This window comes from Streptomyces sp. NPDC102259 (assembly GCF_044766465.1).
Lineage (GTDB): Bacteria > Actinomycetota > Actinomycetes > Streptomycetales > Streptomycetaceae > Streptomyces.
In genome coordinates this window covers 569,917-596,112 of record NZ_JBIWMA010000001.1, presented here as the reverse complement: position 1 = coordinate 596,112, position 26,196 = coordinate 569,917, and the positions used below count along the sequence as shown (strand labels likewise).

At 71.8% G+C, this 26,196-nt stretch carries 18 protein-coding genes; 9 read left to right on the top strand and 9 right to left on the bottom strand.

What is annotated here, in order from left to right:
* The first annotated feature begins 208 nt into the window (after nt 1-208).
* Together ACIRPU_RS02695 and ACIRPU_RS02690 are read left to right on the top strand one after the other, a co-directional pair.
* Nucleotides 209-1,942 (top strand): ABC transporter ATP-binding protein, encoded by a 1,734-nt coding sequence (locus tag ACIRPU_RS02695; RefSeq protein ID WP_403860672.1) that lies wholly within the window; start codon nt 209-211, stop codon nt 1,940-1,942.
* Nucleotides 1,942-3,870 carry an ABC transporter ATP-binding protein gene (locus ACIRPU_RS02690; RefSeq protein ID WP_384121712.1) on the top strand — a complete coding sequence of 643 codons (1,929 nt, stop codon included), beginning with the start codon at nt 1,942-1,944 and terminating at the stop codon, nt 3,868-3,870. The genes ACIRPU_RS02695 and ACIRPU_RS02690 overlap by 1 nt, the downstream gene beginning before the upstream one ends.
* 109 nt (nt 3,871-3,979) lie before the next feature.
* Here ACIRPU_RS02690 and ACIRPU_RS02685 read toward each other — a convergent pair whose 3' ends face one another.
* The 5 genes from ACIRPU_RS02685 to ACIRPU_RS02665 form a co-directional block, all read right to left on the bottom strand.
* A complete protein-coding gene (locus ACIRPU_RS02685) occupies nt 3,980-5,215 on the bottom strand; it encodes a sigma-70 family RNA polymerase sigma factor (protein WP_403860668.1) in 1,236 nt (411 codons plus the stop codon).
* A gap of 218 nt (nt 5,216-5,433) precedes the next feature.
* Nucleotides 5,434-7,332, bottom strand: coding sequence for a DNA primase (gene dnaG, locus ACIRPU_RS02680; protein ID WP_403860665.1), 1,899 nt, complete (start codon nt 7,330-7,332; stop codon nt 5,434-5,436).
* 158 nt (nt 7,333-7,490) lie between these two features.
* Nucleotides 7,491-8,756, bottom strand: coding sequence for an NAD(P)/FAD-dependent oxidoreductase (locus ACIRPU_RS02675; RefSeq protein WP_384114555.1), 1,266 nt, complete (start codon nt 8,754-8,756; stop codon nt 7,491-7,493).
* 167 nt (nt 8,757-8,923) lie between these two features.
* Complete coding sequence (locus ACIRPU_RS02670; protein WP_403860662.1) at nt 8,924-10,240, bottom strand: deoxyguanosinetriphosphate triphosphohydrolase; 1,317 nt, start codon at nt 10,238-10,240, stop codon at nt 8,924-8,926.
* 99 nt (nt 10,241-10,339) lie between these two features.
* Complete coding sequence (locus ACIRPU_RS02665; RefSeq protein ID WP_403860660.1) at nt 10,340-11,218, bottom strand: sirohydrochlorin chelatase; 879 nt, start codon at nt 11,216-11,218, stop codon at nt 10,340-10,342.
* A gap of 190 nt (nt 11,219-11,408) precedes the next feature.
* Here ACIRPU_RS02665 and ACIRPU_RS02660 point away from each other — a divergent pair, with 190 nt between their 5' ends.
* Complete coding sequence (locus tag ACIRPU_RS02660; protein ID WP_403860658.1) at nt 11,409-12,086, top strand: vancomycin high temperature exclusion protein; 678 nt, start codon at nt 11,409-11,411, stop codon at nt 12,084-12,086.
* A 153-nt stretch (nt 12,087-12,239) separates the two neighbouring features.
* Entirely contained in the window at nt 12,240-14,546 is a 2,307-nt protein-coding gene (locus ACIRPU_RS02655; RefSeq protein ID WP_403860656.1) for a molybdopterin oxidoreductase family protein, read from the top strand.
* A gap of 16 nt (nt 14,547-14,562) precedes the next feature.
* On the opposite strand, the gene ACIRPU_RS02650 is transcribed toward ACIRPU_RS02655, so the two are convergent.
* Entirely contained in the window at nt 14,563-15,297 is a 735-nt protein-coding gene (locus ACIRPU_RS02650) for a TetR/AcrR family transcriptional regulator C-terminal domain-containing protein (RefSeq protein ID WP_403860653.1), read from the bottom strand.
* A gap of 206 nt (nt 15,298-15,503) precedes the next feature.
* On the opposite strand from ACIRPU_RS02650, the gene ACIRPU_RS02645 reads away from it, so the two are divergent.
* Entirely contained in the window at nt 15,504-17,033 is a 1,530-nt protein-coding gene (locus tag ACIRPU_RS02645; protein WP_403860650.1) for an MFS transporter, read from the top strand.
* A gap of 120 nt (nt 17,034-17,153) precedes the next feature.
* On the opposite strand, the gene ACIRPU_RS02640 is transcribed toward ACIRPU_RS02645, so the two are convergent.
* The 3 genes from ACIRPU_RS02640 to ACIRPU_RS02630 all read right to left on the bottom strand — a co-directional run bounded on the left by ACIRPU_RS02640 (nt 17,154) and on the right by ACIRPU_RS02630 (nt 20,426).
* Nucleotides 17,154-17,870 (bottom strand): DUF6215 domain-containing protein, encoded by a 717-nt coding sequence (locus tag ACIRPU_RS02640; RefSeq protein ID WP_403860647.1) that lies wholly within the window; start codon nt 17,868-17,870, stop codon nt 17,154-17,156.
* A gap of 98 nt (nt 17,871-17,968) precedes the next feature.
* Nucleotides 17,969-18,613 (bottom strand): hypothetical protein, encoded by a 645-nt coding sequence (locus ACIRPU_RS02635; RefSeq protein WP_403860644.1) that lies wholly within the window; start codon nt 18,611-18,613, stop codon nt 17,969-17,971.
* 166 nt (nt 18,614-18,779) lie between these two features.
* Nucleotides 18,780-20,426, bottom strand: a complete 1,647-nt coding sequence (locus ACIRPU_RS02630) for a M4 family metallopeptidase (protein ID WP_403860641.1) — start codon at nt 20,424-20,426, stop codon at nt 18,780-18,782.
* 177 nt (nt 20,427-20,603) lie between these two features.
* Between ACIRPU_RS02630 and ACIRPU_RS02625 the strand changes: the two genes are divergently transcribed.
* The 4 genes from ACIRPU_RS02625 (at nt 20,604) to ACIRPU_RS02610 (ending at nt 26,091) form a co-directional block, all read left to right on the top strand.
* Entirely contained in the window at nt 20,604-21,149 is a 546-nt protein-coding gene (locus tag ACIRPU_RS02625) for a gamma-glutamylcyclotransferase family protein (RefSeq protein ID WP_403860638.1), read from the top strand.
* A gap of 309 nt (nt 21,150-21,458) precedes the next feature.
* Entirely contained in the window at nt 21,459-22,031 is a 573-nt protein-coding gene (locus ACIRPU_RS02620) for a hypothetical protein (protein WP_403860635.1), read from the top strand.
* A gap of 152 nt (nt 22,032-22,183) precedes the next feature.
* Entirely contained in the window at nt 22,184-22,810 is a 627-nt protein-coding gene (locus ACIRPU_RS02615) for a class F sortase (protein WP_403860632.1), read from the top strand.
* Nucleotides 22,811-23,004: 194 nt separating this feature from the next.
* The gene (locus ACIRPU_RS02610) at nt 23,005-26,091 is read left to right on the top strand and encodes a DUF4157 domain-containing protein (RefSeq protein ID WP_403860629.1); all 3,087 of its coding nucleotides are present in this window, start codon (nt 23,005-23,007) and stop codon (nt 26,089-26,091) included.
* Nucleotides 26,092-26,196: the final 105 nt, after the last annotated feature.

Here is a 26,196-nt window from a genome sequence, read left to right as displayed (position 1 = left end):
CGTTCCGCGGACGGGAGCGCGCGGGGCGTACAGGGCGCGTCGGGCGCGTCGGGTGTACGGGTGTGCGCCCGGCTTGCACGGACGGCCGTAAAAGCACTGCTCTCAGCTTAATCAGTTGAGGTAACGCGGGTGGAGTGTTCAACGATAGGGGCCAGGGGCAACCAATGCCCCTCCCCTGCTCCTCCCCGCCGACTCCGAGAGACGTAGCGTGCTCATACGACTACTGCGGACCTATCTCAGGCCCTACAAGAAACCCATCGCCCTGCTGGTGGGGCTCCAGTTCCTCCAGACCTGCGCGACCCTGTACCTGCCGACACTGAACGCGCACATCATCGACAACGGCGTCGTCGAGGGGGACACCGGATACATCCTGTCCTTCGGCGGCGTGATGATCGGCATCTCGCTGGCGCAGGTGGTGTGCAACATCGGCGCCGTGTACTACGGCGCCAGAACCGCTTCCGCGCTCGGCCGGGACGTGCGGGCGGCCGTCTTCGACCGGGTGCAGTCCTTCTCCGCCCGCGAGGTCGGCCAGTTCGGCGCCCCCTCGCTGATCACCCGGACGACGAACGACGTCCAGCAGGTCCAGATGCTGGCCCTGATGACGTTCACGCTGATGGTGTCGGCGCCCATCATGTGCGTGGGCGGGGTCGTGCTGGCGCTCGGCCTGGACGTGCCGTTGTCCGCGGTGCTCGTCGCCGTGGTGCCGGTGCTGGGCATCTGCGTGACGCTGATCGTGCGCCGGCTGCGGCCGCTGTTCCGGTCGATGCAGGTGAGGCTGGACACCGTGAACCGGGTGCTGCGTGAGCAGATCACCGGCAACCGGGTGATCCGCGCCTTCGTCCGCGACGAGTACGAGCAGCAGCGGTTCCGGAAGGCCAACAGCGACCTCACCGACATCTCGCTGAAGACCGGAAACCTGCTGGCGCTGATGTTCCCGGTGGTCATGACCACGGTGAACCTGTCGTCGATCGCCGTGGTGTGGTTCGGCGCCCACCGGATCGACAGCGGCGGGATGCAGATCGGCGATCTGACCGCCTTCCTCGCCTACCTCATGCAGATCGTCATGTCCGTGATGATGGCCACCTTCATGTTCATGATGGTGCCGCGCGCGGAGGTCTGCGCCGAGCGCATCCAGGAGGTGCTGGACACCTCGTCGTCCGTGGTCCCGCCGGTGGCTCCCGTCACCGAGCTGCGGCGGCACGGGCACCTGGAGATCCGGGGGGCCGGATTCCGCTATCCCGGCGCCGAGGAGCCCGTCCTGAAGTCCATCGAGCTCGTGGCGCGGCCGGGCGAGACGACGGCCGTGATCGGCTCGACCGGGAGCGGAAAGTCCACGCTGCTCGGGCTGGTGCCCCGGCTGTTCGACGCCACCGAGGGCGAGGTGCTCGTCGACGGGGTGTCCGTCGCCGAGGTCGAGCCGGTGCTGCTGGCGAAGACCGTCGGACTCGTGCCGCAGAAGCCGTACCTGTTCGCGGGCACGGTCGCCACCAATCTGCGCTACGGCAATCCGGACGCCACCGACGAGGAGCTGTGGCACGCGCTGGAGGTGGCGCAGGCCAAGGACTTCGTGAGCAAGCTGGAGAACGGCCTCGACTCCCCCATCGCGCAGGGCGGGACGAACGTCTCCGGTGGTCAGCGGCAGCGGCTCGCGATCGCCCGGACGCTCGTGCAGCGGCCGGAGATCTACCTGTTCGACGACTCCTTCTCCGCCCTCGACTACGCCACCGACGCGGCGCTGCGCGCGGCGCTCGGGCGGGAGACCGCCGAGGCGACCGTGGTGATCGTCGCCCAACGGGTGGCCACCATCCGCGACGCCGACCGGATCATCGTCCTCGACGAGGGCCTGGTCGTCGGCACGGGCACCCACCGCGAGCTGATGGCGGACAACGAGACCTACCGGGAGATCGTGCTCTCCCAGCTCACGGAAGCGGAGGCTGCCTGATGGCCGGGCCCATGGGACGCATGATGGCCGGCTCCGGTCCCGACAGCCATTCGCTGGACTTCAAGGTGTCCGGCAGGCGGCTGCTCGCCCAGTTCAAGCCGGAGCGGTTCACCCTGTACGGGATGCTGTTCTGCGTGGTGCTGAGCGTCGGCCTGAACGTGGTGGGGCCGAAAATCCTCGGCAAGGCCACCGACCTGGTCTTCGCGGGCATCGTCGGGCGGGAGATGCCGGCCGGGTCCAGCAAGGAGCAGGTCCTCGACTCGATGCGGGAGCGCGGCGAGGGCAGCGTCGCCGACATGCTCAGGAGCACCGACTTCACGCCCGGCAAGGGCATCGACTTCGGCTCGGTCGGCGAGGTCCTGCTGTTCGCGGTCGGGGTGTTCCTGATCGCCGGTCTGCTGATGGCGGTGGCGACGCGGCTGGTCAACAAGACCGTCAACCGCACCATGTTCCGGATGCGCGAGGACGTGCAGACGAAGCTGTCCCGGCTGCCGCTGTCGTACTTCGACAAGCGTCAGCGCGGCGAGGTGCTGTCCCGTGCCACCAACGACATCGACAACATCGGGCAGACGCTCCAGCAGTCGATGGGCCAGCTGATCAACTCGCTGCTGACCGTCATCGGCGTGCTGGCGATGATGTTCTGGGTGTCGTGGATCCTGGCCCTGGTCGCGCTCGTCACGGTGCCGCTGTCGGCGGTCGTCGCCACCCGGGTGGGCAAGCGGTCGCAGCCGCACTTCGTGCAGCAGTGGCGCTCCACCGGCAAGCTCAACGCCCACATCGAGGAGATGTACACCGGCCACACCCTGGTGAAGGTGTTCGGCCGCCAGGAGGAGTCGGCGCAGCAGTTCGCCGAGCAGAACGACGCGCTGTACGAGGCCGGGTTCAAGGCGCAGTTCAACAGCGGGGTCATGCAGCCGCTGATGATGTTCGTGTCGAACCTCAACTACGTGCTGGTCGCCGTGGTCGGCGGGCTGCGCGTGGCGTCGGGTTCCCTGTCCATCGGCGACGTGCAGGCGTTCATCCAGTACTCGCGCCAGTTCTCGATGCCGCTGACGCAGCTCGCGTCGATGGCGAACCTGGTGCAGTCGGGCGTCGCCTCGGCCGAGCGGGTCTTCGAGATCCTGGACGCGGAGGAGCAGGAGGCGGACCCGGTGGCGGCCGAGCAGCCCGCGGAGCTGCGCGGGCGGGTGGCGCTGGAGGGCGTGTCCTTCCGGTACGACCCGGAGAAGCCGCTGATCGAGGACCTGTCCCTGACGGTGGAGCCCGGTCACACGGTCGCCATCGTCGGTCCGACGGGCGCCGGCAAGACGACGCTGGTGAACCTGCTCATGCGGTTCTACGACGTCTCGGGCGGGCGCATCACCCTCGACGGCGTCGACATAGCGAGGATGTCCCGCGACGAGCTGCGGGCCGGCATCGGCATGGTGCTCCAGGACACCTGGCTGTTCGGCGGCACCATCGCGGAGAACATCGCGTACGGGGCGTCGGGTGAGGTCACCCGCGGCGAGATCGAGGAGGCGGCGCGGGCCGCGCACGCCGACCGGTTCGTCCGCACCCTTCCCGACGGTTACGACACGGTGATCGACGACGAGGGCAGCGGGGTCAGCGCCGGTGAGAAGCAACTGATCACCATCGCGCGGGCGTTCCTGTCCGACCCGACGATCCTGGTGCTCGACGAGGCCACCAGCTCCGTCGACACCCGCACCGAGGTGCTGATCCAGAAGGCGATGGCGAAGCTGGCGCACGGGCGTACGTCGTTCGTCATCGCGCACCGGCTGTCGACCATCCGGGACGCCGACACGATCCTGGTGATGGAGAACGGCTCGATCGTCGAGCAGGGCACGCACACCGACCTGCTGGCGGCGGACGGGGCCTACGCGCGGCTGTACAAGGCACAGTTCGCGCAGGCACTGGCCGAGGTCGACTGACGGTCCCCACGGACGGTCCCTCTCCCGGAGGCGTCTCAGGGGCGTCTCCGGGGGCGTCTGCGGGACTGTTCGGGGGCCGCTCGCACCGGGTGACGGCGAGCGGTCCCCCTCAGTCCAGGTAGCCCCTCAGCTGGTCGGCGAAGGCGTGGTCGCGGAGTTTGTTGAGGGTCTTCGACTCGATCTGCCGGATCCGCTCGCGCGTCACGCCGAAGATGCGGCCGATCTCCTCCAGCGTGCGCGGCCGGCCGTCCGCCAGCCCGTAGCGCAGCTGGACGACCTTCCGCTCGCGTTCGCCGAGCGTGGAGAGCACGGCTTCCAGGTGCTCGCGCAGCAGCAGGAAGGCCGCCGACTCGACGGGGCTGGCCGCGTCGCCGTCCTCGATGAGGTCGCCGAGGGCCACGTCGTCCTCCTCGCCCACCGGGGCGTGCAGCGAGACCGGCTCCTGGGCCAGCCGCAGGACCTCGCCGACGCGTTCGGGCAGCAGGTCGAGCTGGGCGGCGACCTCTTCCGCGGTCGGCTCGTAGCCGCGTTCCTGGAGCATCCGGCGCTGGACGCGGACGACCCGGTTGATGAGCTCGACGACATGGACCGGGACGCGGATGGTGCGGGCCTGGTCGGCGAGCGCACGGGACATGGCCTGGCGGATCCACCAGGTGGCGTACGTGGAGAACTTGTAGCCGCGGGCGTAGTCGAACTTCTCGACCGCCCGGATCAGACCGAGGTTGCCCTCCTGGACGAGGTCGAGCATGGTGAGCCCGCGGCCGACGTAGCGCTTGGCCACGGAGACCACGAGCCGCAGGTTGGCCTCGATCAGCCGGCGCTTGGCCATGCGGCCAAGGACGACCAACCGGTCGAGGTCGAGGGCGAGTTGACTGTCCAGGTCGGTCGCGCCGCTCAGCTTCTCCTCGGCGAACAGACCGGCCTCCACGCGCCGGGCCAGGTCGACCTCCTCGGCCGCGGTGAGCAGCGGGATGCGGCCGATCTCGCGCAGGTACTGCCGGAACAGGTCCGAGGAGGGGCTGCCGCTGTCGGCGGCCCGGGCGCGGGGCGGCGGGACGGGCTCGGGGGCGTCCTCGGGAGCCTCCTCCAGCGCCTCGGCGGGCGGCTCGGTCTCGGGCTCGGCCTGCGTCTCCGGGTGCGCTTCCACGGGCGGCTCGGGGTGGCTCTCAGGGTGGCTCTCGGGGTGGGTTTCCGGGTGGTGCGCGGCACGGTTCTGCGGCGGGACGGCGGCCAGGACGTCGCTCTCGGCGTCCGGTTCCGTGCCGTCGGCCGTGTCGGCACCGGTGGTGGTACCGGCCGTACTCTCGGCAGTGCTGACGGTCTGGGTCAGGGTCTGGGTCTGCACGGGGGCGACCTCCAGGATGATCGCTGCTGAGGTGAGCAGCAGCGGTACTTCGGGGCGGAGTCGGCGGCCACGCCGCGTCCGTCCGGGATCGGCCGCGCTCCGAGGACTCAGGCACCGCACCCCAGTGTGGAGTACGACACACAGCCGCCACGAGGGGCGTGCGACGACTTTTTGAGTCCGGTCAGTGACCGCGCGGTTACCGTGCCGCGGCCGACGGCTCAGAGAGCGGACGGGCCCTCGTGCTGCAACGCCCTGTCGTACCTGGTCAGGATCATCATCTCGTTCTGGACGGCGGCCGACTGGGCCGGGTCGCTGTGGCCGAGACGGGTCAGCGTGCCCTGGAGATCGGTGATCCTGCGGGTCACGGCCCGGCGGCGGACCGTCACCAACTGCTCCCCCGCGTAGTTCTCGTCGACCGAGCGGCGCATGATCGCCTCGACCGCGAGCTCCGTCACCATCGCGCGGACCGCGTCGTCGGGCGCGGCCTCCCGCACCCGGACGAGGTACTCCTGCCCGTCCTTGACGCCGAACTCGGCGCCGCCCGCGTCCTGGATCGCCTGGCGTACGGCGGCGTAGGGGGCGGCGGTGAACTCGTCGATCCCGTACGCGTCGAAGGCCGGGGAGACCAGTTCGGGGCGTTGGAGGGCGAGCTTCAGCAACTCGCGCTCGGTGGCGTAGACGGCGTTGCGGAGATTGAGGGCGGGGCCGCCCGCGGTGGGCCGGGCGGCGGACTCGTACGGCTGGGGGCCACGGCCGGCCGGCGCCGGGCCCTTGCCGCCCCGGTCGCGGGCCCAACGGGCCAGCTGGGCGACCCTCTTGACGACGAACTGGGTGTCCAGGATGCCGAGCATGCCGGCCAGCTGGACGGCGACCTCGTGCTGGGCGCCGCTGTTCTTGATACGGGCGACGATGGGCGCGGCCTCGTCGAGGGCGGCGGCGCGGCCCGCCGGGGTGTCGAGGTCGTAGCGGACGACGATCTGGCGGAGCGCGAACTCGAAGAGCGGCGTGCGTGGTTCGACCAGGTCGGCGACCGCCTCGTCGCCCTTCGCGAGGCGCAGGTCGCAGGGGTCCATGTTGTCCGGCGCGATGGCGATGTACGTCTCGGCGGCGAACTTCTGGTCGTCCTCGAAGGCGCGCAGGGCCGCCTTCTGGCCGGCCGCGTCGCCGTCGAAGGTGAAGATGACACGGGCGCTGCCGTTGTCCATGAGGAGCCGGCGGAGGATCTTGATGTGGTCGCCGCCGAAGGCCGTGCCGCAGGTCGCGATGGCGGTGGTGACGCCGGCCAGGTGACAGGCCATGACGTCGGTGTACCCCTCGACGACGACCGCGCGGCTGGACTTGGCGATGTCCTTCTTCGCGAGGTCGATGCCGTAGAGGACCTGGGACTTCTTGTAGATCGCCGTGTCGGGCGTGTTGAGGTACTTGGGCCCGTTGTCCGCCTCGTAGAGCTTGCGTGCGCCGAAGCCGACGACCTCTCCGCCGATGTCGCGGATGGGCCACATCAGGCGGCCCCGGAAGCGGTCGATGGGCCCGCGGCGCCCCTCCTGGGCAAGCCCGGAGAGAAGCAGCTCCTTGTCGGTGAAGCCCTTGCCGCGCAGGTAGCGGGTGAGGTGGTCCCAGCCCTGGGGGCTGTAGCCGACGCCGAAGTGGACGGCCGCGGCCTGGTCGAAGCCGCGCTCGGCGAGGAAGATCCGGCCGGTGTCGGCCTCGGGCCCGGTGGCGAGCTGCTCCGCGTACCACTCGGCGGCGACCTTGTGCGCCTCGACCAGCCGGATGCGTTCGCCGCGCTGGTGGGCGGGGTTGTAGCCGCCCTCCTCGTAACGCAGGGTGATGCCGGCCTGGGCGGCGAGCCGCTCGACCACCTCGGAGAAGGTGAGGTGGTCGACCTTCATCACGAACGTGATGGTGTCGCCGCCCTCCTGGCAGCCGAAGCAGTGGAACAGCCCCTTGCTCGGGCTGACCTGGAAGGACGGCGACTTCTCGTCGTGGAACGGGCAGAGGCCCTTGAGGTTGCCGCCGCCCGCGTTGCGCAGCTGGAGGTACTCGGACACCACGGCGTCGATCGGGACCGCGTCCCGTACCGCCTTCACGTCCTCGTCGTTGATCCGTCCTGCCACGAGGTGATTCTACGGGGGCGCGGTGACATCTCCGGCGGCCCGCGGTGCCCTTGGGGTGCGCGGGGCTGTGTCGGGTGCGGCTCGCCCGCGGGGGCGCGGCCGGCCGCACCCGACCCTCGTCCGTCGGTCCACAGCCCCGCGGGCGACCGGAACCCGGCCTAGGCGCCGAGATCCTCCAGCGGCACCCGGGGGTCCGCCAGCGCCTCCGTGTCGATCCGCTCGCGCGAGCGGATCAGCTTCTGGATCGGCTCTGTGACGTCCCACACGTTCACATTCATCCCGGCGAGGAGGCGGCCCTCCTTCAGCCAGAACGCGACGAACTCCCGCTTGCCCGCGTCGCCGCGGATCACCACCTCGTCGTACGTCCCCGGCGGGGCCCAGCCGCTGTACTCCATGCCCAGGTCGTACTGGTCGGAGAAGAAGTAGGGCACGCGGTCGTAGGAGACGTCCTGGCCGAGCATCGCGCGGGCGGCCGCCGGGCCGCCGTTCAGGGCGTTGGCCCAGTGCTCGACGCGCAGCCGGGTGTCGAAGAGGCCGTGCGGGAAGGACGCGACGTCGCCGGCCGCGTGGATGTCGGGGTCGGAGGTGCGCAGCCGGGCGTCGACCGCGATCCCGCCGCCGTGCGCGCGGTCGGCGAGGGTGAGGCCCGCCGTCTCCGCGAGGCCCGTGCGGGGGGCCGCGCCGATCGCCGCGAGGACGTCGTGCGCCGGGTGTTCCTCGCCGTCGTCGGTGCGGACGGCGAGCACCATGCCGTCCTGGCCGACGATCTCGGTGAGACGGACGCCGAAGTGGAAGCGGACGCCGTGCTCGCGGTGCAGATCGGCGAAGACGCTCCCGAGCTCCGGGCCGAGGACGCCGTGCAGCGGGGTGGGCTCCGGTTCGACGACGGTGACCTCGGCGCCGTACTCCCGGGCCGCCGCCGCGATCTCCAGCCCGATCCAGCCGCCGCCCGCGATCACGATGTGGCCGTTGTCCCGGCCGAGGGCGGCCAGCACGCCCTTGAGGCGCTCGGCGTGCGAGAGCCGGCGCAGATGGTGCACGCCCGCGAGGTCGGTGCCGGGGATGTCCAGCCGGCGGGGCTCCGCGCCGGTGGCGAGGAGCAGCTTGTCGTAGTGGGCGAGCGTGCCGTCGTCTCCGAAGCGGACCGTCTTCGCGGTGCGGTCGATCGCGTCGACGGTCTGGCCGAGGTGGAGCTCGATGTCGTTCTGCGCGTACCAGGCGGGCTCGTGCACGAAGACGCTCTCCCGCGCCTCCTTGCCGAGCAGGAAGCCCTTCGAGAGCGGCGGCCGCTCGTAGGGGTGGTCGCGTTCGTCGCAGATCAGTATCACGCGGCCGGTGAAGCCCTCCGCCCTCAGCGTCTCGGCCGCCTTGGCGCCGGCCAGGCCTCCTCCGACGATGACAAATGTCTGATCCGCGTCGACCACGTGATGCCTCCTACCGGGGGGTCCGGGGGTTGTCCCCCAGATCACACTGTGCGTGCCGCCACATGCGAGCGTCCCGCACGCAGCGTGATGGGGGAAGGGGGACGTGCCCGATCAGGGCACGCTGGGTCACGTTCCGGGCCCGTTCGGGCGCACCCGGTCCGCACTTGTCAGGATCTCGTCCGCCCCGCGTGTCGGCTGTGGAGCGAGCGGGCCGAGGCGTCGGTGAGGGAGGCGATCTGGTCGACGACGACCCGCTTGCGGGCGCGGTCGTCGGGCGCCTGGTCGAACAGGGCGCGGAACTGGGGGTCGAGACCGTCGGGGGCGCGGGCGGTGAGCGCCTCGGCGAGCTCGGTGATGACCACGCGCTGATCGGCGCGCAGGATCTCCTGTTCGGCGCGCTGCATGACGTACCGGTCGGCGACCGCCTTGAGGACCGCGCACTCCAGGCGCGCCTCCTCGGGTACGACGAGCTCGGCGCCGTAACGGGTGAGGCTCCCGGTTCCTCCCCCAGTGCCTGGACGGCCTGGGTGGTACCCCCATCGCTCGCGGGTGGCGCCCTCGGCGGCCAGGCAGAAGCGGCCGATGAGCTGACTGGTGGCGTCCTTCAGGCGGGCCTGGGCGGCCGCCGTGCCGTCGTAGCCGTGCGGCCACCAGTCCTGGTCCTGGAGTCGGTCGAGGGCGGCGGCGAGCGCGGCCGGATCGGTGCCGGCGGGGACGTAGCGGCCGACGGCGACCCGGAAGATCTCCTGGCGCTCCGGTTCGGCGTGCAGGCAGTCGGGGTCGATGTGCCCCGCGTGCAGGCCGTCCTCCACGTCGTGCACCGAGTACGCCACGTCGTCGGCCCAGTCCATGACCTGCGCCTCGAAGCAGGTACGCGTGCCGGGGGACGCTTCACGGACCCAGTCGAAGACGGGCCGGTCGTCGTCGTAGACGCCGAACTTGGGGGACGCCGGGTCAACGGGGTGGCCGCCCCTGGGCCAGGGGTACTTGGTGGCGGCGTCGAGGGTGGCCCGGGTGAGGTTGAGGCCCACGGAGCCCTCGGCGGTGAAGCGTTTGGGCTCGATGCGGGTGAGGAGCCGCAGCGACTGGGCATTGCCCTCGAAGCCGCCGCAGTCCCGCGCGAACTCGTTCAGCGCCTGTTCGCCGTTGTGCCCGAACGGGGGATGCCCGAGGTCGTGGGAGAGGCAGGCCGCCTCGACCAGGTCGGGGTCGCAGCCGAGCGCGGCGCCGAGCTCGCGGCCCACCTGGGCGCACTCCAGGGAGTGGGTGAGACGGGTGCGGGGAGTGGCGTCCCAGGCGTCGGTGCGGGTGCCCGGCGTGACCACCTGGGTCTTGCCGGAGAGCCTTCTCAGCGCGGAGGAGTGCAGAACGCGGGCGCGGTCTCGTTGGAAGGCGGTCCGGCCGGGGCGTTTGTCCGGCTCGTGGGCCCAGCGGGCGACTGACGTCAGGTCATAGGCGGTGTCGAGGTGTGCGGTGCCTTCCATGTCTCGACAGTAAGCGGCGGGGGTGACAATCGGGTGGTACCGGGCGCCCGCCCGGCTGTCGGGTCCCGCGCGTCGGCGGGTCCGGGCCGATCGGGGCTCTCAGGCCGACGCCAGTTCGGGGGCCGTGCTCGCCGGGGTCGCCCGCGCCTGGTCGTAGCGGTGCAGGAGCAGGCTCGCCATCGCCGGATGGGTGCCCAGCGGGGCGGACGCGATCCAGGGGGCCGCCCGCGCGGACTCGGTCGCGAAGCGGCCGGGGGCCGTGAAGTAGGAGGCGACCGCCACCCGGTCGCGGCCTCGCGCGGCCAGGGCGCGCAGCGCCGTCGGGACGGTCGGGGTCGCCGTGGAGGCGTACGCGGGAACCACCGGAACGCCCAGACGGCGCGCCAGGAGACGGGCCGTACGGCGGGTGTCGACGGCCGAGTCGGGGTCGCGGGAGCCCGCCGCCGCCAGGACGACCGCGCTCGTCCGGCGCTCCTCCTGCGTCATGTCCGGGCGCCAGCCCGCCTCGACCAGGCGGGTGTACAGGGTCTCCACGAGGAACGGGTGCGGGCCGAGCGGTGCGGCCACGCGCGTGTGCACCCGTGCCTTCGCGGCCATCTCGGGGATGTCCCGCTTGACGTGGTAGCCGCGGGCCAGGAGGAGCGGGACCAGGACGGCGTCCTGCGTGCCATGGGCGTCGAGGTCGGCGAGGGTGTCCGTCAACAGCGGCTCGTTGAGCTCGATGTGGCCGAGGCGCACCGGCAGGCCGGGGCGCTGCTCGCGGACGCGGTCCAGCAGCGTGCGGACGGTGTTCAGCGCGCGCGGGTCGCGGCTGCCGTGGGCGACGACGACCAGCGCGGGCGGGCCGGGACGCCGGCGGCCGTCGAGCTGGACGAGGTTGAGCTGGCTGGCGAGCTGGGAGCTGATCCGGTTCATGATGTGCGCCGTACTGTCGAGGTGGACTTCGGACTCGTCGTACTGAGCGGGCGACGCCTTCATGAACAGATCCTGACGGCTCGAGGTTGCACCCCCGTTGCCTGACCGTCACGAGTGTTTTCGGGTCGTTCACGTCGAGCCCGGGGGCGGTGTGAGATGTGGCTCGCGGCGCGGGGGCGAACCGGATCACCGTCGGCTGCGTCTTCCCTGGCCGAAGGGGCTTTCGAGCTGTTCGACCTGGGGGGAACACCGTATGGACGTCCGTCGACCGCGACTGCCGCGCACTCGTGCCGGCCGGCGGCGGCTGGTGCAGGCGGTGATGGCCGGGTGCGTGCTCGCGCTGCTGCCGGCCACCTGGCTGTACGTGTCCACGGCCGGCCGGCTCGGTACGACCGCCGACGCGCCGCGCACCGAGGTCGCCGTCGTGTTCGGCGCCGGCCTGTGGGACGGCGAGCCCTCGCCGTATCTCGCGCACCGGCTGGACGCGGCGGCGAAGCTGTACCGGGAGGGCCGTATCGAGGTCGTGCTCGTGACGGGGGACAACAGCCGCGAGGACTACGACGAGCCCGATGCCATGCGCACCTATCTGACCGGGCACGGGGTGCCCGACGCGCGGATCGTCAGCGACTACGCCGGTTTCGACACCTGGGACTCCTGCGTCCGCGCCAAGAAGATCTTCGGCGTCGACCGGGCCGTGCTGATCAGCCAGGACTTCCACATCCGGCGGGCCGTCGCCCTGTGCGAGGCGGCGGGGGTGGACTCGTACGGCGTCGGGGTCGCCGCCAAGCACGACGTGACCTGGTACTACGGGGGCGCCCGGGAGATCCTCGCGGCCGGCAAGGCGGCCCTGGACGTGGTGTTCGAGCCGGACCCCAGGTTCCTCGGACCGAAGGAAGCGGGAGTGACGAGGGCCCTCGCCGACGACCGGTGAGGCGGGGGACGCGGCGGCGGGACGGCGGCGGATGCGGCGGTCCCGCCCCGGCGGGCGCCTCACGGCGGGCCCGGTCCGGTGAGGAGGGCACCACCACACCGCCGTAACAGGAGACCGCACGGCGCGTAACACGGCCGAAGCACGCTGGAGCGTATGCCGACCACTTCGACGCCCACCCACTGCCCGTACTGCGCCCTGCAGTGCGGGATGGCCCTGTCGCCCCTGCCCACGGGGGGCGTCGAGGTGGTCGAGCGCCCGGACTTCCCGGTGAACCGGGGCGCGCTGTGCGGCAAGGGCCGTACGGCGCCCGCCGTGCTCTCCTCCCGGGTGCGGCTGACCTCCCCGTTGGTGCGGTCCGGCGGCTCGCTCGTGCCGGCCACCTGGGAGGAGGCGCTCGACCGGATCGCCGGGGAGTTCCGCAGGGTGCGCACCGAGCACGGGGCCGACGCGCTCGGCGTGTTCGGCGGCGGCGGGCTGACGAACGAGAAGGCGTACACGCTCGGCAAGTTCGCGCGGGTCGTGCTCGGCACCTCGCAGATCGACTACAACGGCCGTTTCTGCATGTCGTCCGCGGCGGCGGCCGGCATCAAGGCCTTCGGGCTCGACCGGGGGCTTCCCTTCCCGCTGGAGGACATCCCGAGGACGGGATGCGTGATCCTGGTCGGCTCCAACCTCGCGGAGACCATGCCGCCCGCGCTGCGGTTCTTCAACGAGCTGCGGGAGAACGGCGGCACGCTGATCGTGATCGACCCGCGCCGCACGAAGACCGCCGAGCAGGCCGACCTGCACCTCGCGCCCCGGCCCGGGACGGATCTCGCGCTGGCGCTGGGTCTGCTGCACCTGATCGTCGCCGAGGGGCGGGTCGACGAGGAGTACGTGCGGGAACGGACCACCGGCTGGGAGGACGCGCGGGCGGCCGCCATGGCGCACTGGCCGGAGTACGTGGAGCGGATCACGGGGGTGTCCGTTCCACAACTCCGGGAGACCGTAAGGCTGTTCTGCGAGCCCGAGGCCGCGATGGTGCTCACCGCGCGCGGACCCGAGCAGCAGTCCAAGGGCACCGACACGGTCGGCGCGTGGATCAACCTCTGCCTGGCGACCGGGCGGGCCGGGCGGCCGCTCAGCGGCTACGGCTGTCTGACCGGGCAGGGCAACGGACAGGGCGGCCGCGAGCACGGCCAGAAGGCCGACCAGCTGCCCGGCTACCGCAAGCTGGACGACCCGGCGGCCCGGCGGCACGTCGCCGAGGTCTGGGGCGTGGACCCCGACTCGCTGCCCGGGCCCGGGCGCAGCGCGTACGAACTGCTCGACGCGCTGGGGTCCGACATCCGGTCGCTGCTCCTGATGGGGTCGAACCCGGTGGTGTCGGCGCCGCACGCCGCGCACATCGAGGAGCGCATCAAGTCCCTCGAGTTCCTCGCCGTCTGCGATGTCGTCCTGTCGGAGACGGCTGCCCTCGCGGACGTCGTCCTGCCGGTCACCCAGTGGGCGGAGGAGACGGGGACGACGACCAACCTGGAGGGACGGGTCCTGCTGCGACGCCAGGCGATCACCGCCCCGGAAGGGGTACGCAGCGACCTGGAGGTAATGCACGAGCTGGCCGCACGCCTGGGCGTCGAGAAGGGCTTCCCGACCGACCCCGAGGAGGTCTTCGAGGAACTCCGACGAGCCAGCGCGGGCGGCGTCGCGGACTACTCCGGCATCACCTACGCGCGCCTGACGGAGGACGCCGGCGCCGGGCTGTTCTGGCCCTGCCCGGCGGAGCGGGAGGGCGAGGCGGGGGCCGGGAGCGGTGGGGCGTCCGGGGGGAGTGCGGCGACCGGAGGCGATGCCGAGGTCGCGCGTGACGCGAAGGGCGACCGGCCGGGCGGCGCGGGGGCCGGGAGCGGTGCGGGGGCCCAAGATCGTGCGGCGGCCGAGGGCGGTGCCGAGGGCGGTGCCGGGGGCGGTGCCGGGGGCGGTGCCGGCGCCGAGGGGGGCGAGCAGGGGCGCCGGCGGGCGGCCGGTACGCCTCGGCTCTTTCTCGACCGGTTCGCCACGGAGGACGGGCGGGCGCGCTTCGTGCCGGTCTCGCACCGGCCCAACGCCGAGGAACCGGACGACGAATACCCCGTCCTGCTCACCACCGGGCGGGTCGTGGCGCAGTACCAGTCCGGCGCCCAGACCCGCCGCGTGGACGAGCTGAACGCCGCCGCGCCCGGCCCGTTCGTGGAGCTGCACCCCCGGCTGGCCGCGCGGCTCGGAGCGGCCGAGGGCGACCCGCTGGCCGTGGTGTCGCGGCGCGGACGGGCGGTGGCCCCGGCCCGGATCACCACCGGGATCCGCCCCGACACCGTCTTCATGCCGTTCCACTGGCCGGGCGAGGGCCGCGCCAACACCCTGACCAACCCGGCGCTGGACCCGACCTCGCGCATGCCGGAGTTCAAGGTGTGCGCGGTGCGGGTGGAGATCGCCGGGTGACCGGCCGCCGGGCCGCCTAGCCGGGCAGGCGCAGGGCGAGGCCGTCCAGGACGACCTCCAGGCCGTACCGGAACTTGTCGTCGCGCAGCGCGACGGGGTCGGCGGTCGTCGCGGCGGCGTCCGCGTACCCGCCGGCGAGGTGCTCGTGTCCGGCCGCGGCCTGCCGGGCGGCGGGCATGAGGCGGGCGACGAAGTCGGCCTCGCTCTCGCCCGATCGGGCGACGGTGGTGAGCCAGGCGGCCTCCGTGGTGCTCATGCCGATCACGTAGGACAGGACGGTGTCGATGGCGCGGCCCGGCTCCGGAAAGCCCGCGACCGTGAACAGCGCGGCCAGGCGCTCGGAGAAGGTCATGAGGTTGGGCCCGAGGTAGGCGAGGCCTGCCTGGCCGAGGACCGACGACAGCCAGGGGTGGCGCAGGCTCGTCGCGCGGAAGGCCGCTGCGGCCTCGGTGACGGCCGCCTTCCAGTCGGGGGCGCCCGCGTCCGGGACGTGGATCTCGGCGGCGACCTCGTCGACGGCCAGCTCCATCAGCTCGTCCTTGGTGGCGACGTGCCGGTACAGGGAGGTCGCGCCGGCGTTCAGCCGGGCGCCCAGCTTGCGCATGCTGAGCGCCTCGATGCCCTCGGCGTCCAGCATGGCGATCGCCTCGCGGACGATCGAGTCCCGGCTGAGCGTCGGCTGGTCGGGCTCACGGCGCTGCCGGGTCCACACGGACGGCACGGGGTGCGGGTTCTTCGTCCTGGCGGCCACGGGCCCTCCCATTCCTCGGCGCGGACTGCTCATGCGCAGCACTCGTCGCGTACATCGTGCGCCTTTAGCGTACAGAGTTCGAGGCTTGCGCACACCGTTCCGTAGTGCGTACAGTGTTCGCAACGGACGGAACGCCGTACGCCCTAGCCGGAACAGTGTGCGCAGCCGAGAACGATGTGCGCACGACGAAAGAAGAGGAAGCCTCCATGGAGAACCCGGTGAGAACCCGCGACCCCCGCCGCTGGTGGATCCTCGTCGTGCTGTGTCTGAGCACGGTGGTCCTGACCATCGACAGCATGGCGCTGACCGTCGCGGTCCCCTCGATGACCGAGGACATCGGCGCGAGCGCCCAGGACACCCAGTGGATCCTGGACTCCTACATCCTCGTCTTCGCCGGCCTCCTGCTGACCTCCGGCAGCCTCGGCGACCGCTTCGGCCGCCGCAAGGTGATGCTGCTGGGCCTGCTGCTCTTCGGGGCGGCCTCACTGGCCGCGACGCTGTGCGCCAACCCCGGCGAGGTGATCGCCGTACGCACCGCGATGGGCGTCGGCGGGGCGCTGATCATGCCGTCCACCCTCTCGATCCTCATCACCGTCTTCGACGACGAGGAGCGCGGCAGGGCGATGGCGGCGTGGGGTTCGGTGTCGATGCTGGGGCTGGTCGGCAGCCCGGTCCTGGGAGGCGTCCTGATCGACCACTTCTCCTGGCACTCGATCTTCCTGATCAACGTCCCGGTCGTCGCACTGGCCGTCGTCGCCGCCGTGGTCCTGATGCCTGAGTCCAAGGCGCCCTGGCAGAAGCCCGACCCGCTGGGCGCGGTGCTCTCCGCGGTCGGTATGACCGCTCTGGTCTGGTGGATCATCGAGCTCCCGCAGCACGGAGCGTTCGGCGGCCGTTCGACGCTGTCGCTGGCGGTCGCGGTGGTCGGCCTGGCCGGCTTCGTGATCTGGGAGAACGTCACGTCCGCCCCGATGGTCCCCCTGGTCCTCTTCAAGCACCGCAACTTCAGCGGCGGTTCGCTCTCACTGGCCCTGGTCCAGATCGGCAACGGCGGTCTGCTGCTGGTCCTCACCCAGTACCTCCAGTTCGTCCTCGGCTACTCCCCCGTGAAGGCGGGCCTCGCCTTCCTGCCCCTCGCCGTCGCCGCGCTGATCGGCAACGGCATGGGCGTGAAGGCGGCCGAGAAGATCGGCAACCGGTTCGTGATCCTGTCCGGGATGCTGGTGATGACCGCCTGCTTCGCCCTGCTGACGACGGTGGACGCCGACTCGGGCTTCACCGTCCCCGCCATCGCCCTCGGACTGCTCGGCCTCGGCGCGGGCCTGGCGATGCCGGCCGCCGTCGGCGCGCTGATGGGCACCATCCCCGAGGACAAGGCAGGCGTCGGTTCAGCCCTCAACGACACCATCCAGCAGGCCGGCACCGCCCTCGGCATCGCGATCCTCGGCTCGCTGCTGACCAGCGGCTACGCAGCCGAGATGCCGACCGACGCGCCCGAGGCGGCCCGGGAGTCGATCGGCGGGGCGCTGGCGGTGGCCGGCCGGGACGCGGGGCTGGTCCGGGAGGCCCGGGAGGCTTTCACCACCTCGATGACGACGACCTTCACGGTCAGCGCGATCGGCGTCCTGGCGGCGGCGATCCTGGCGACCCTGGTGATGCGGGAGGACAAGCCGGAGCGGCCCGCGACCGAGGCCCAGGTGGCGGAGCCGGAGCCGGAGCCGGAGCCGGCCGCCTGAGCGACACGGCTTCCGTTCCGACTGGGCCGGCACCCCACAGGGTGCCGGCCTTCCGCGTGGTCGGCGGCGTGCGAGGCGGCGGGGCCGCCGCCGGTCGGCCGCTACCGCCGGTCGACGCCGTCAGCCCGCGGCCGTCCAGCCCGGGATCGCGGGCAGGACCTTCTGCGCGATGCTCAGCAGGGCCGCGTCGTCCGGTCGCACGTTGTCCTGGCGCCAGACGGCGAGTTCGTAGGAGCCGCCGCCGTCCTTGGTGTCCGGGGCGACCATGAGCACGCGGGCGGTACCGCCGGGGGCGGTGTCGGACTTGCCGCCGCCGAGGTCGAAGCTGAAGGCGATCGTCTGGCTCGAGTAGAGCACCGCGGGGTGGCTCACGACCGTCTTCGCCTCCGCTTCGTTCAGCAGGTCCTCCATCCCCGCGATCGGGAGGTCGTCGTAGGACCGCGAGAGCTGCACGGTGTACGTGTCCAGTCGGACGGTCCCCTCGGGGGTGGGAATCTCGGGGCCGCTCGCCATCTTGACCGAGCTGTCACTTCCGTAGGCCGTCTGCGCGTGCTCCTGCGGAGTGCCGAGAAGCGCCGGCAGATCCGCGCGGTTCAGCGCGGTGCACAGCTCCGTCCCGGAGATGCGGTGCGCCGCGTGCGCCTTCTCTGCGGCCTTCTTGTCGTCGTCGTCGGAGCGGCAGACCGCCGGCTTGTCGGCGTCCACGGCGGCGTTCTGCGCGTCGTTCTTCTGGATCACGTACAGCCCGCCCCCGAGCGCCCCGACCACCACCAGCGCCGCGATGGCTTGAGCCCATGCGTTCGGGCCCTTCTCGGGCGCGGCAACTATCTCCGCCATGTCCCCCATTACCCCCATTACCCCCGGTACCCCCTGCTCGCGCCGGATGCGCGCTGAGGGAGCGTAACGGGTGATCCAGCCACGGGGAAGCGAGTTCCTCACCAGTGAGTAACATCGAGCACTCGCGCGCAGTGCGGATCCCCGTCGTCCGCCGCCATCTGCTCGACCTCCCCCCGAACCAGCGAGGGGAGCGCGGCGATCAGTGCCGTGAGCGCCCCGGTCGTCCGGACGTCGGCGGCGGTCACCCCCGGGAGTCCTTCGGCCCGGAAGTACAGCCGCACCCGTTCCTGGTCCAGGAAGAGAAAGCCGTGCAGGAGGGGCTCCGTCGAGTGGTCCTCGTCGAAGCAGGTGGCCCGGGCCAGGGTCCGCACCAACCGCAGCCCCCGATCGGCGGCCGTCTCGTCGGCCCGGGGCACGACCGCCGGGTCCACGGGAACGAGCGGCATCCCCATCACGGTCCCGGTCCCGGCCGGCCGGCCGCCCGCACCGCACAGGGTGCGCAGCATCCCGATGACGTCGTACGCGGTCACACAGTCCTCGCCGACGAGGAGCGGAACTTCGTAGAGCGTCAACTCATCCGCGCTCACCGCGCTTACGGGCCCGACGGCGACCCGCACGGCATCGACGCCACCGGGGGCGGGCAGCACCCCGCGCACGTACGTCGTCCCGACGAGCGGAGCGTGAAGATGCTGAAGCACAAGGGGGATCAGGTCCGCCTGATCACGCACGGTCTCTTCGTCCACGGGGGCATTGTCGCGGCCTGCGGGCGAGGTAGGGCACGGTGAGCGACCGTGTCGGGACTCCTACCGGGGCTGCCGCCTGTCCGAGGAGCGGTGGTGAACCGACGTCGGCCGCCCCGGGCCGGTGGTTTCGGGTGCGGGGCGGCCGTGTCATGCCGTGCGGAACAGGTCAGTTCACGTTGACCGCGGTCCAGGTCGCCGCCACCGCGTTGTACTCCGTGCTGCCGTTGCCGTAGAGGTCCTTCGCCGCGTTCAGGGTGGCTGTTCTCGCCGCCGCGTAGTTCGTCGAGGACGTCATGTAGACGGTCAGGGCGCGGTACCAGATCGCGCCGAGCTTGTCGCGGCCGATGCCGGTGAGCGTCGAGCCGTTGTACGTCGGGGAGTTGTAGGTGACGCCGTTGACGGTCTTGGTGCCGCTGCCCTCCGCGAGGAGGTAGGCGAAGTGGTTGGCGACCCCGGAGGAGTAGTGGACGTCGAGGTTGCCGACCGAACTGCTCCAGTAGTCGGCGGAGTTGCCGTCCTTGCTCGGCTTGTCCATGTAGCGCAGGGCGTCCCGGCCGAAGCCGGAGCGGACGATCTTCTCGCCGATGAGGTAGTCGCCGGCGTCCGAGGAGTTTCCGGCGTAGAACTCGACCAGGCTGCCGAAGATGTCGGACGTGGCCTCGTTCAGGCCGCCCGACTCGCCCGAGTAGGTGAGCTTGGCCGTCTTGGAGGTCACGCCGTGGGACATCTCGTGGCCGGCCACGTCCAGCGCGACCAGCGGGCCGAGCTGGGTGCCGTCACCGTCGCCGTAGGTCATGCAGAAGCAACTGTCGTCCCAGAAGGCGTTGTTGTAGCTGTTGCCGTAGTGGACGCGGTTGTAGGAACCCTTGCCGTCGTTGCCGATGCCGTTGCGGCCGTGCACGTTCTTGTAGTAGTCCCAGGTCACGTCGGTGCCGTACTGGGCGTCGACGGCCGCCGTGGAACGGTCCGCCGTGGCGCCGGTGCCCCAGTGGTTGTCGGCGTCCGTGAAGAGGGTCGCGGGGGCGCGGCTGATGCAGATGCCGAAGATGCACAGGTCGGTCTTGTTGGCCGCGTCGCCGGTGTACGTGTTGCCGCGGGTCGGGTCCTTGAGCTGGTACGTCGATCCCGAGAGGGTCGTCTCCAGCGGGACCGTGCCGCCGTACAGGGACTTGCCGTCGCCCGTGGCGGTCTCGATGGTGTCCCAGGCGTCGATCTGGGCGCCGGTGCGCGCGTCGGTCAGTACCGCGCGGGCGACCGGGTTGCCGAGCGAGTCCAGGGCGACGACGTCGGTCCGCCAGGCCAGCTTCGGGGCGCCGTGCAGCGCGTCGACGACCAGCTGCGGCTTGGCCTTCACCTGCTTCAACGTCTCGCCGAGGTTGGCCGCGCGCAGGGCGTTCACGGCGACGTCGGCGGCCTTGGGGGCGGACACCTTCGGGGTGATGCTCGACAGCGAGATCGCCGCCCTCGTCGCCCGGTTCGCGCTGCGGTACGCGCCGTCGGGGGCCAGGTGGACGACGAAGTCCCCGCCCAGGACGGGGAGTTGGCGGTAGGTGCGGTCGTAGCGGACGTGCTGGGCGCCGTCCTTGTCGACGACCACGTCACGGACGGAGGTGCCCTGTACGGAGGTGAGGCCGAGGGTCGCCGCGTGGTCGGCGAGGACCGCCGCCGCGTTGTCGAGCGCCGTCGCCCGGGTCGGCCTGTCGGCCGCGTCGGCGACCGGGGAGAGCACGGCGGCCAGGAGCGTGGCCGTGGTGGCGGCGATACCGGCGGTGGCGAGACGGGAACCTCGGACGTGCTGCCGTATCCGACTCATCAGTGTCTTCGGTCTCCTCGAGAAGGCGCCGTGGGGGCGCGTGTGGGGGTGGCCTGTGGGTGGCCTGTGGAGGTGGCGCTGATGTCGTCCTGGCATTTAAGAGGGCATGACATGTCATGTCCATAGCGCCTACGCGATGGACCGGTGAGGGGGCGGTGAGGGGAGAGAATCGTTTCCGTGAGCGCCCCGGAACTCCCCTTCTTCGTCTACGGCACCCTCCGCCCCGGCGAGGTCAACCACGACCTCCTCCTGCGCGGCCGCACCCTCCGCGAGGAACCGGCCCGACTGTCGGGAGCCGTGCTCTACCAGGGCCCCGGTTACCCCTACGCGGTGGAGGAGCCGGGTGGGACGGTGGCCGGTGAACTCGTCACCCCCCTCCCGCGGGCGTACGCGCGACTGCTCGCCGAGCTCGACCGGCTCGAGGAGTACGTGCCGGGCGACCCGCGCAACCTGTACGAGCGGGTCGAGCGCGAGGTGGCCGTGACCGGGGACGGGGACGGGGACGGGGATGAGGATCAGGACGGGGATGAGGATCAGGACGGGGATGAGGATCGGGACGGGAGTGAGGATCGGGACGGGAGTGAGGATGGGGATGGGGCGGTCCTCCGGGGCGGGGTTCGTCCCGTGCGCGCCTGGGTGTACGTCGCCGCACCCGCCGTCGCCGACCGTCTGCGGGCCCGGGGCAAGCTGATCGAGAGCGGGGACTGGCACACACGGCGGTGACCTCACCCCGTCCCGACGGTGACTCACCCCGGCCCGGCGGCCAGGTCACCCCGGCCCGACGCCGACTCACCCCGGCCCGACGGTCAGGTCAGCGTCGGCGGTCACCCGTTCACCCGCCCTGTGGGCGGTTTTCCGTGCTGGGCCGTCCGCACGCCGGTGACCTGGTGAAACCCATGCACGGGCCACTCTCCCGCGCGCACATCTGACACCCATTCATCCCATTCCTGACGCTCCCTCAGGAAGCGCGCTCGCCGCGCTGCGACTTACCTCGGAAGGGCAGGGAGACTCGAAGAGCTCGAAGGAGCACCGATGCGACGCACCGCCCGTCGTACCGCACGTCGTGCCGCACATGTGCTGACCGGTACCGCGCTGGCCGTCATCGCCACGGCCGGATTCGCCGCGCCCGCCCACGGCACGGTGGCCGGCGCAGGAACCCGTGCCGGAAGCCTGGAGGTGCGTCCCTCCACCGCGGTGCCGGGCGGGACCGTCTCGGTGAACACGGCGGCGTGCGGGGACGGCGGAGCGGCGACGGGCGACGCCGGGGCGGTGGGCGCCGGTCGCTTCCCGCTGGCGCCCGGCGCGCACGAGGGCGAGGCGGTCGGACGGTTCCGGGTGCCGCCGAGCGCGCAGCCGGGGACGTACGAGATCGTCGCGGAGTGCGCCGCGGGCGGGCGGCGCGTCACCGGGGACCTGGTGGTCGTGCTGGCCTCGGACCGGCAGCTCATGCAGCCGGTGCAGCCGCGAGGAAGTGTGAAGACGGGGGTCGGCGGCGCACTGGGCCCCGACCCCGTACAGACCGCGGCCGGTGTGGCGGCTCTCGCCGTCGCCGCCGCGGGCGGTACCTGGCTCCTGCATCGCCGGGCGAGAGGCGACGGGATCTGACGGACACCCTCCGCTGTCCGTCCGCCGGTACCGCATGTCCCCTCCCCCTCCGGGTCCGACGCCCCTCGCGGCCCGGAGGGGGAACGGGGTTCCCCCGACCAGGAGATGCACGGAAGGCGTTCGCGCGAAGAGTCACGGAGAAGGGTCCTGGGATGCGCAGGGTCGGCAACATCGCCATAGCGGCCGTCACCGTGATCGCACTCGGCAGCGGCGCCTGGCTGCTGCACAGCGGCGCGGAGACACACGCCCCGCCCCAGCCGTCCGCGGCCGAGGCCCGCTCGGCCGGCCCGGACGCACGGGCCCGCTCCGCGCCGGCGCTGCCGCCCTCCCCGCCCGACCGGGTCCGCATCCCCTCGATCCAGGTGGACGCCCCGCTGACGGGCCTCGCCCTCACCCCGTCCGGCAGCCTCGACGTCCCGCCCGCCGAGAAGAAGAACCTGGCCGGCTGGTACGAGGCCGGCACCACGCCCGGCGAGACGGGCACCGCGATCGTCGCCGGCCATGTCGACAACGCCGACGGCCCGGCCGTCTTCTACGACCTGGGGGCCCTGCGCAAGGGCAGTGACATCGAGGTGGACCGGCGTGACGGAAGCGTGGCCGTGTTCACCGTGGACGCCGTCGAGGTCTACCAGGCCCGCGACTTCCCCGACGAGAAGGTGTACGGGGCGGCCAGCAGGCCGGAGCTGCGGGTGATCACCTGCGGCGGGGGCTACACGAAGTCGACCGGCTATCAGGGGAACGTCGTCGTGTTCGCCCATCTCACGTCCTCCCACACCTGACCGGGCACCGGAGACGGGGCGGGTACTGGAGACAGGCCTGGAGCCGGAGGCTGGGCCGGCGGCCGCAGCCAGGCCTGACACCGGGGACAGGGCGTCACAGACCGACCGCCCGCGCAGCGCCTCCGTTTGCTTCCGGCTTGTCGCAGATCGGTTAACTCCCCCCGTTCTCCCGGCGGATGACCGAGGATCGGGGTATGCGTTCAGAGGATCAGCAGAACTCCACCGCTCGACCCGCCCGGGTGACGCCCGTCACGGCGCGATCGACCGACGCCGCCGTGAGCGCCGTCGCCCCGGTCCTGTCCGGTGACGTGCTGTCCGGTGACGTGCTGTCCAGTGGTCTTCTGTCGGGTGTCGGACTTTCGGGCGGCGGACCGTCGGGTGGCGGGCCGGCCGGCGGCACGCCGTCCGCGGGGCAGGTGCTGGCGTTGCAGCGGACGGCCGGTAACGCCGCCGTCGTGCGGGCGTTGGAGCAACAGCGGCAGGCCCAGCGCCATGCGCACGGGCCCTCGTGCGGCCACGCCGGTCTCGCCCCGGTGCAGCGTCATGTGCACGGCTCCTCCTGCGGCCACGACGAGTCGGGCCGCGACGAGGCCGCTGCGGTGCAGCGTTCGTCCGTGCCGGACGTGTTGCGCGCCGCCGGTCAGCCGCTGGACGGGGCGGTCCGCGCGGACATGGAGTCCCGGCTGGGCGCCGACTTCTCCGACGTGCGTCTGCACACCGGGCCCACCGCACAGCGCTCGGCGGCCGAGGTGGGCGCCCGCGCCTACACCTCCGGCAGCAATGTCGTCATCGGCGCGGGCGGTGCGGACCGGCACACCCTGGCCCATGAGCTGACGCACGTCATCCAGCAGCGCCAGGGGCCGGTCGCGGGCACCGACAACGGCTCGGGGCTGAGCATCTCGGATCCCTCCGACCGCTTCGAACGCGCGGCGGAGGAGAACGCCCGCCGGGTGCTGTCCGGCCCCGCGCCGACCGCCGAGGCGCCCGTGCAGCGGACGGCGGCCGCGCCGGCCCAGTCCCAGACTCCGTCCCAGACTCCGTCCCAGACCCAGACCCAGACCCCGTCCCCTTCGCACGCCCACGCCCCCGCCCCCGCCCACGCCCCCGCCCATAGCCACGCGGGCGGGGAGGTCGCCGTCCAGCGCATGGTGAGCGGCGAGGCCCCCTTCGACCACGCCCAGTACTACGCGAAGACGGGCTGGCAGGCGGCGGCCGAAGGGTTCGAGCAGCGGCTGGGCGCGTACACCTTCGGGCATCCGAGGGCGCTCGGCGCCGCCCGCAAGAGCGTGAACCGGCTCAAGCAGCTGCTCATCGCCTACGCCCGCACGGAGCACAAGGACGTGGCCCTCGCCAACAAGTCGTTCTTCAAGGACGACAAGACGAGCGGCGGCCAGGTGGGCGTGGACATGACCACGGCCCAGATCAACGAGTTCTTCGCCCGTGACGGCAACGTCCGAGAGCTGATGACCGCCCTGTACAACGCGGCCTACTACAACACGGCGGCGGAGCTCTCGCTCAAGCAGATCCTGAACGCGATCATCGGACCCAAGCCGCAGCTCGCGTCGACCCTCCACATGAACGAGGAGGAGCTGAAGAAGCACTCCGCGTTCCTCAACGGCTGGTCCCGGCCGCCCCTGTGGGCGGCGGCGAGCCTGAAGGGCAAGGGCTACAACTACGAGAAGGACCCGTACGCGCTGGGCAACCTGCTGTGGCAGTCGGACCCGGAGACCGTCGTCGGCGACACCCTCGAAATGATCAACAGCCAGGGGCCGCGGAAGGAACGCAGCGAGGCCGACAAGGAGGCCAACCGCAAGACCCCTCGCGACTACGCGGACCGCGGCGCCCCGCTCAGCGACCGCGAGCTGGCGTTCGCGGGCAAGCCCGGCATGGACGAGAAACTGCCCTGGAACGAGGGCGCCGCCTACTGGGAGATCCAGCAGAACGAGTCCTGGCCGAAGTCGAACGCCGCGCGCGGCATCCCGGTCGTCGCCGGCATGTCGGGCACCACGACCCGGATGCTCAAGACCTTCCAGTGGATCAAGGTGTCCGGGGTGGACGTCTTCGACTACCGGATGGCCGTGATGGGCTGGATGCTGCCGTCCTGGGACCACTCGCTCTACGAGATCCTGCGCGGTTCCTGGGCGGCCGGGGTCAAGGGCCCCAAGGAGTCCGCGCTCAAGGCCGACAAGGGCGCGGCGCTGATGTACCAGAACATCGCGCCCTTCACGGAGGAGGAACTGCGGCAGAACGTCTGCGTCGACGGCCAGTTCCCGCACGAGCTGATGTATCTCGCCGAGGCGAACAAGCCCCGGCAGGTCGACCCCGCGGCGAGCGGCTTCATGGAGCCCGGCCAGCCCGCCGCGAGCACCGTGGCGGGCAAGTACAACGCCTTCGCGCAGGGCGACACCGCGCCCACCCCGCGCATCGCCCAGTGGAAGGCGGACAACGGGGGCGCCTCCACCGCGGCCGTCACCGAGAAGTTCAAGCCCGCCCACGCGACCGCGCTGATGGCGTACACCGGCGGCGCGCACCAGATGATCAACTCGGTGGTGCGCAGCAGGCTGCTGCCCGAGGGGTACGCGCCCTACGGCACCGGCGCCCTGGCCACCGCCGGCGCCGAGGCCCTCTCCCTGCGGCAGATCAAGAGCGGGCTGAGGTGGGCCGCCCAGAACGACAGTCCCCAGCAGGAGTGGGTGCCCACGATCAACGAGGATCCGGTGATCCAGCCGCAGATCGCGGCCGCCCGGGGCACGGACCCGGTGGCCAAGAAGGCGGCGATGGCCGTCATCGACGCGCGGATCGAGATCCTCGCCCCCGTGCTCTTCGAGGAGTTGAAGGCGCACGCCGACATGACGATGGAGGCGCTGACCCGGCTGCCTCCGGTCACCGGCACGGTCTTCCGCGGCGACTGGAACGCGGGCGGCGACGAGTCGGTCTACCGGCTCGGCAAGCAGGCCGCGCTGAACTACCGGCCGGGCGCCATCTTCACGTCCTCCTTCGACAGCACCAGCCGGGAGAAGTCCGTGGGGCTGGGCTTCATGCGCGGCCAGAAGGTGACCGGCACGAAGACGCACCGGATCCTCCTGGAGCTGACGCTCACCGGGAAGTACGGCCGTGACATCGACCCGTTCCACCAGTACCAGGGCACCGAGGCGGAGGTCCTGCTGATGCCGGGCGCCCATTTCAAGGTGGACAAGAGCGAGTGGGAGCAGGACCCGGGTCACGACCCGGCAAACGGCGGCAGCGACTGGTACGAGCACGTCTGGGCGACGGAGGCGTGACGACACGGCCGGTCGGGCGCCCCGCCGAACGGGGCGGGCCGCCGGACCGGCGGGCGCGGGGCGCAACCCTCACACCCCCGCCCCGGCCCCGCTGAGGGCAGCGTT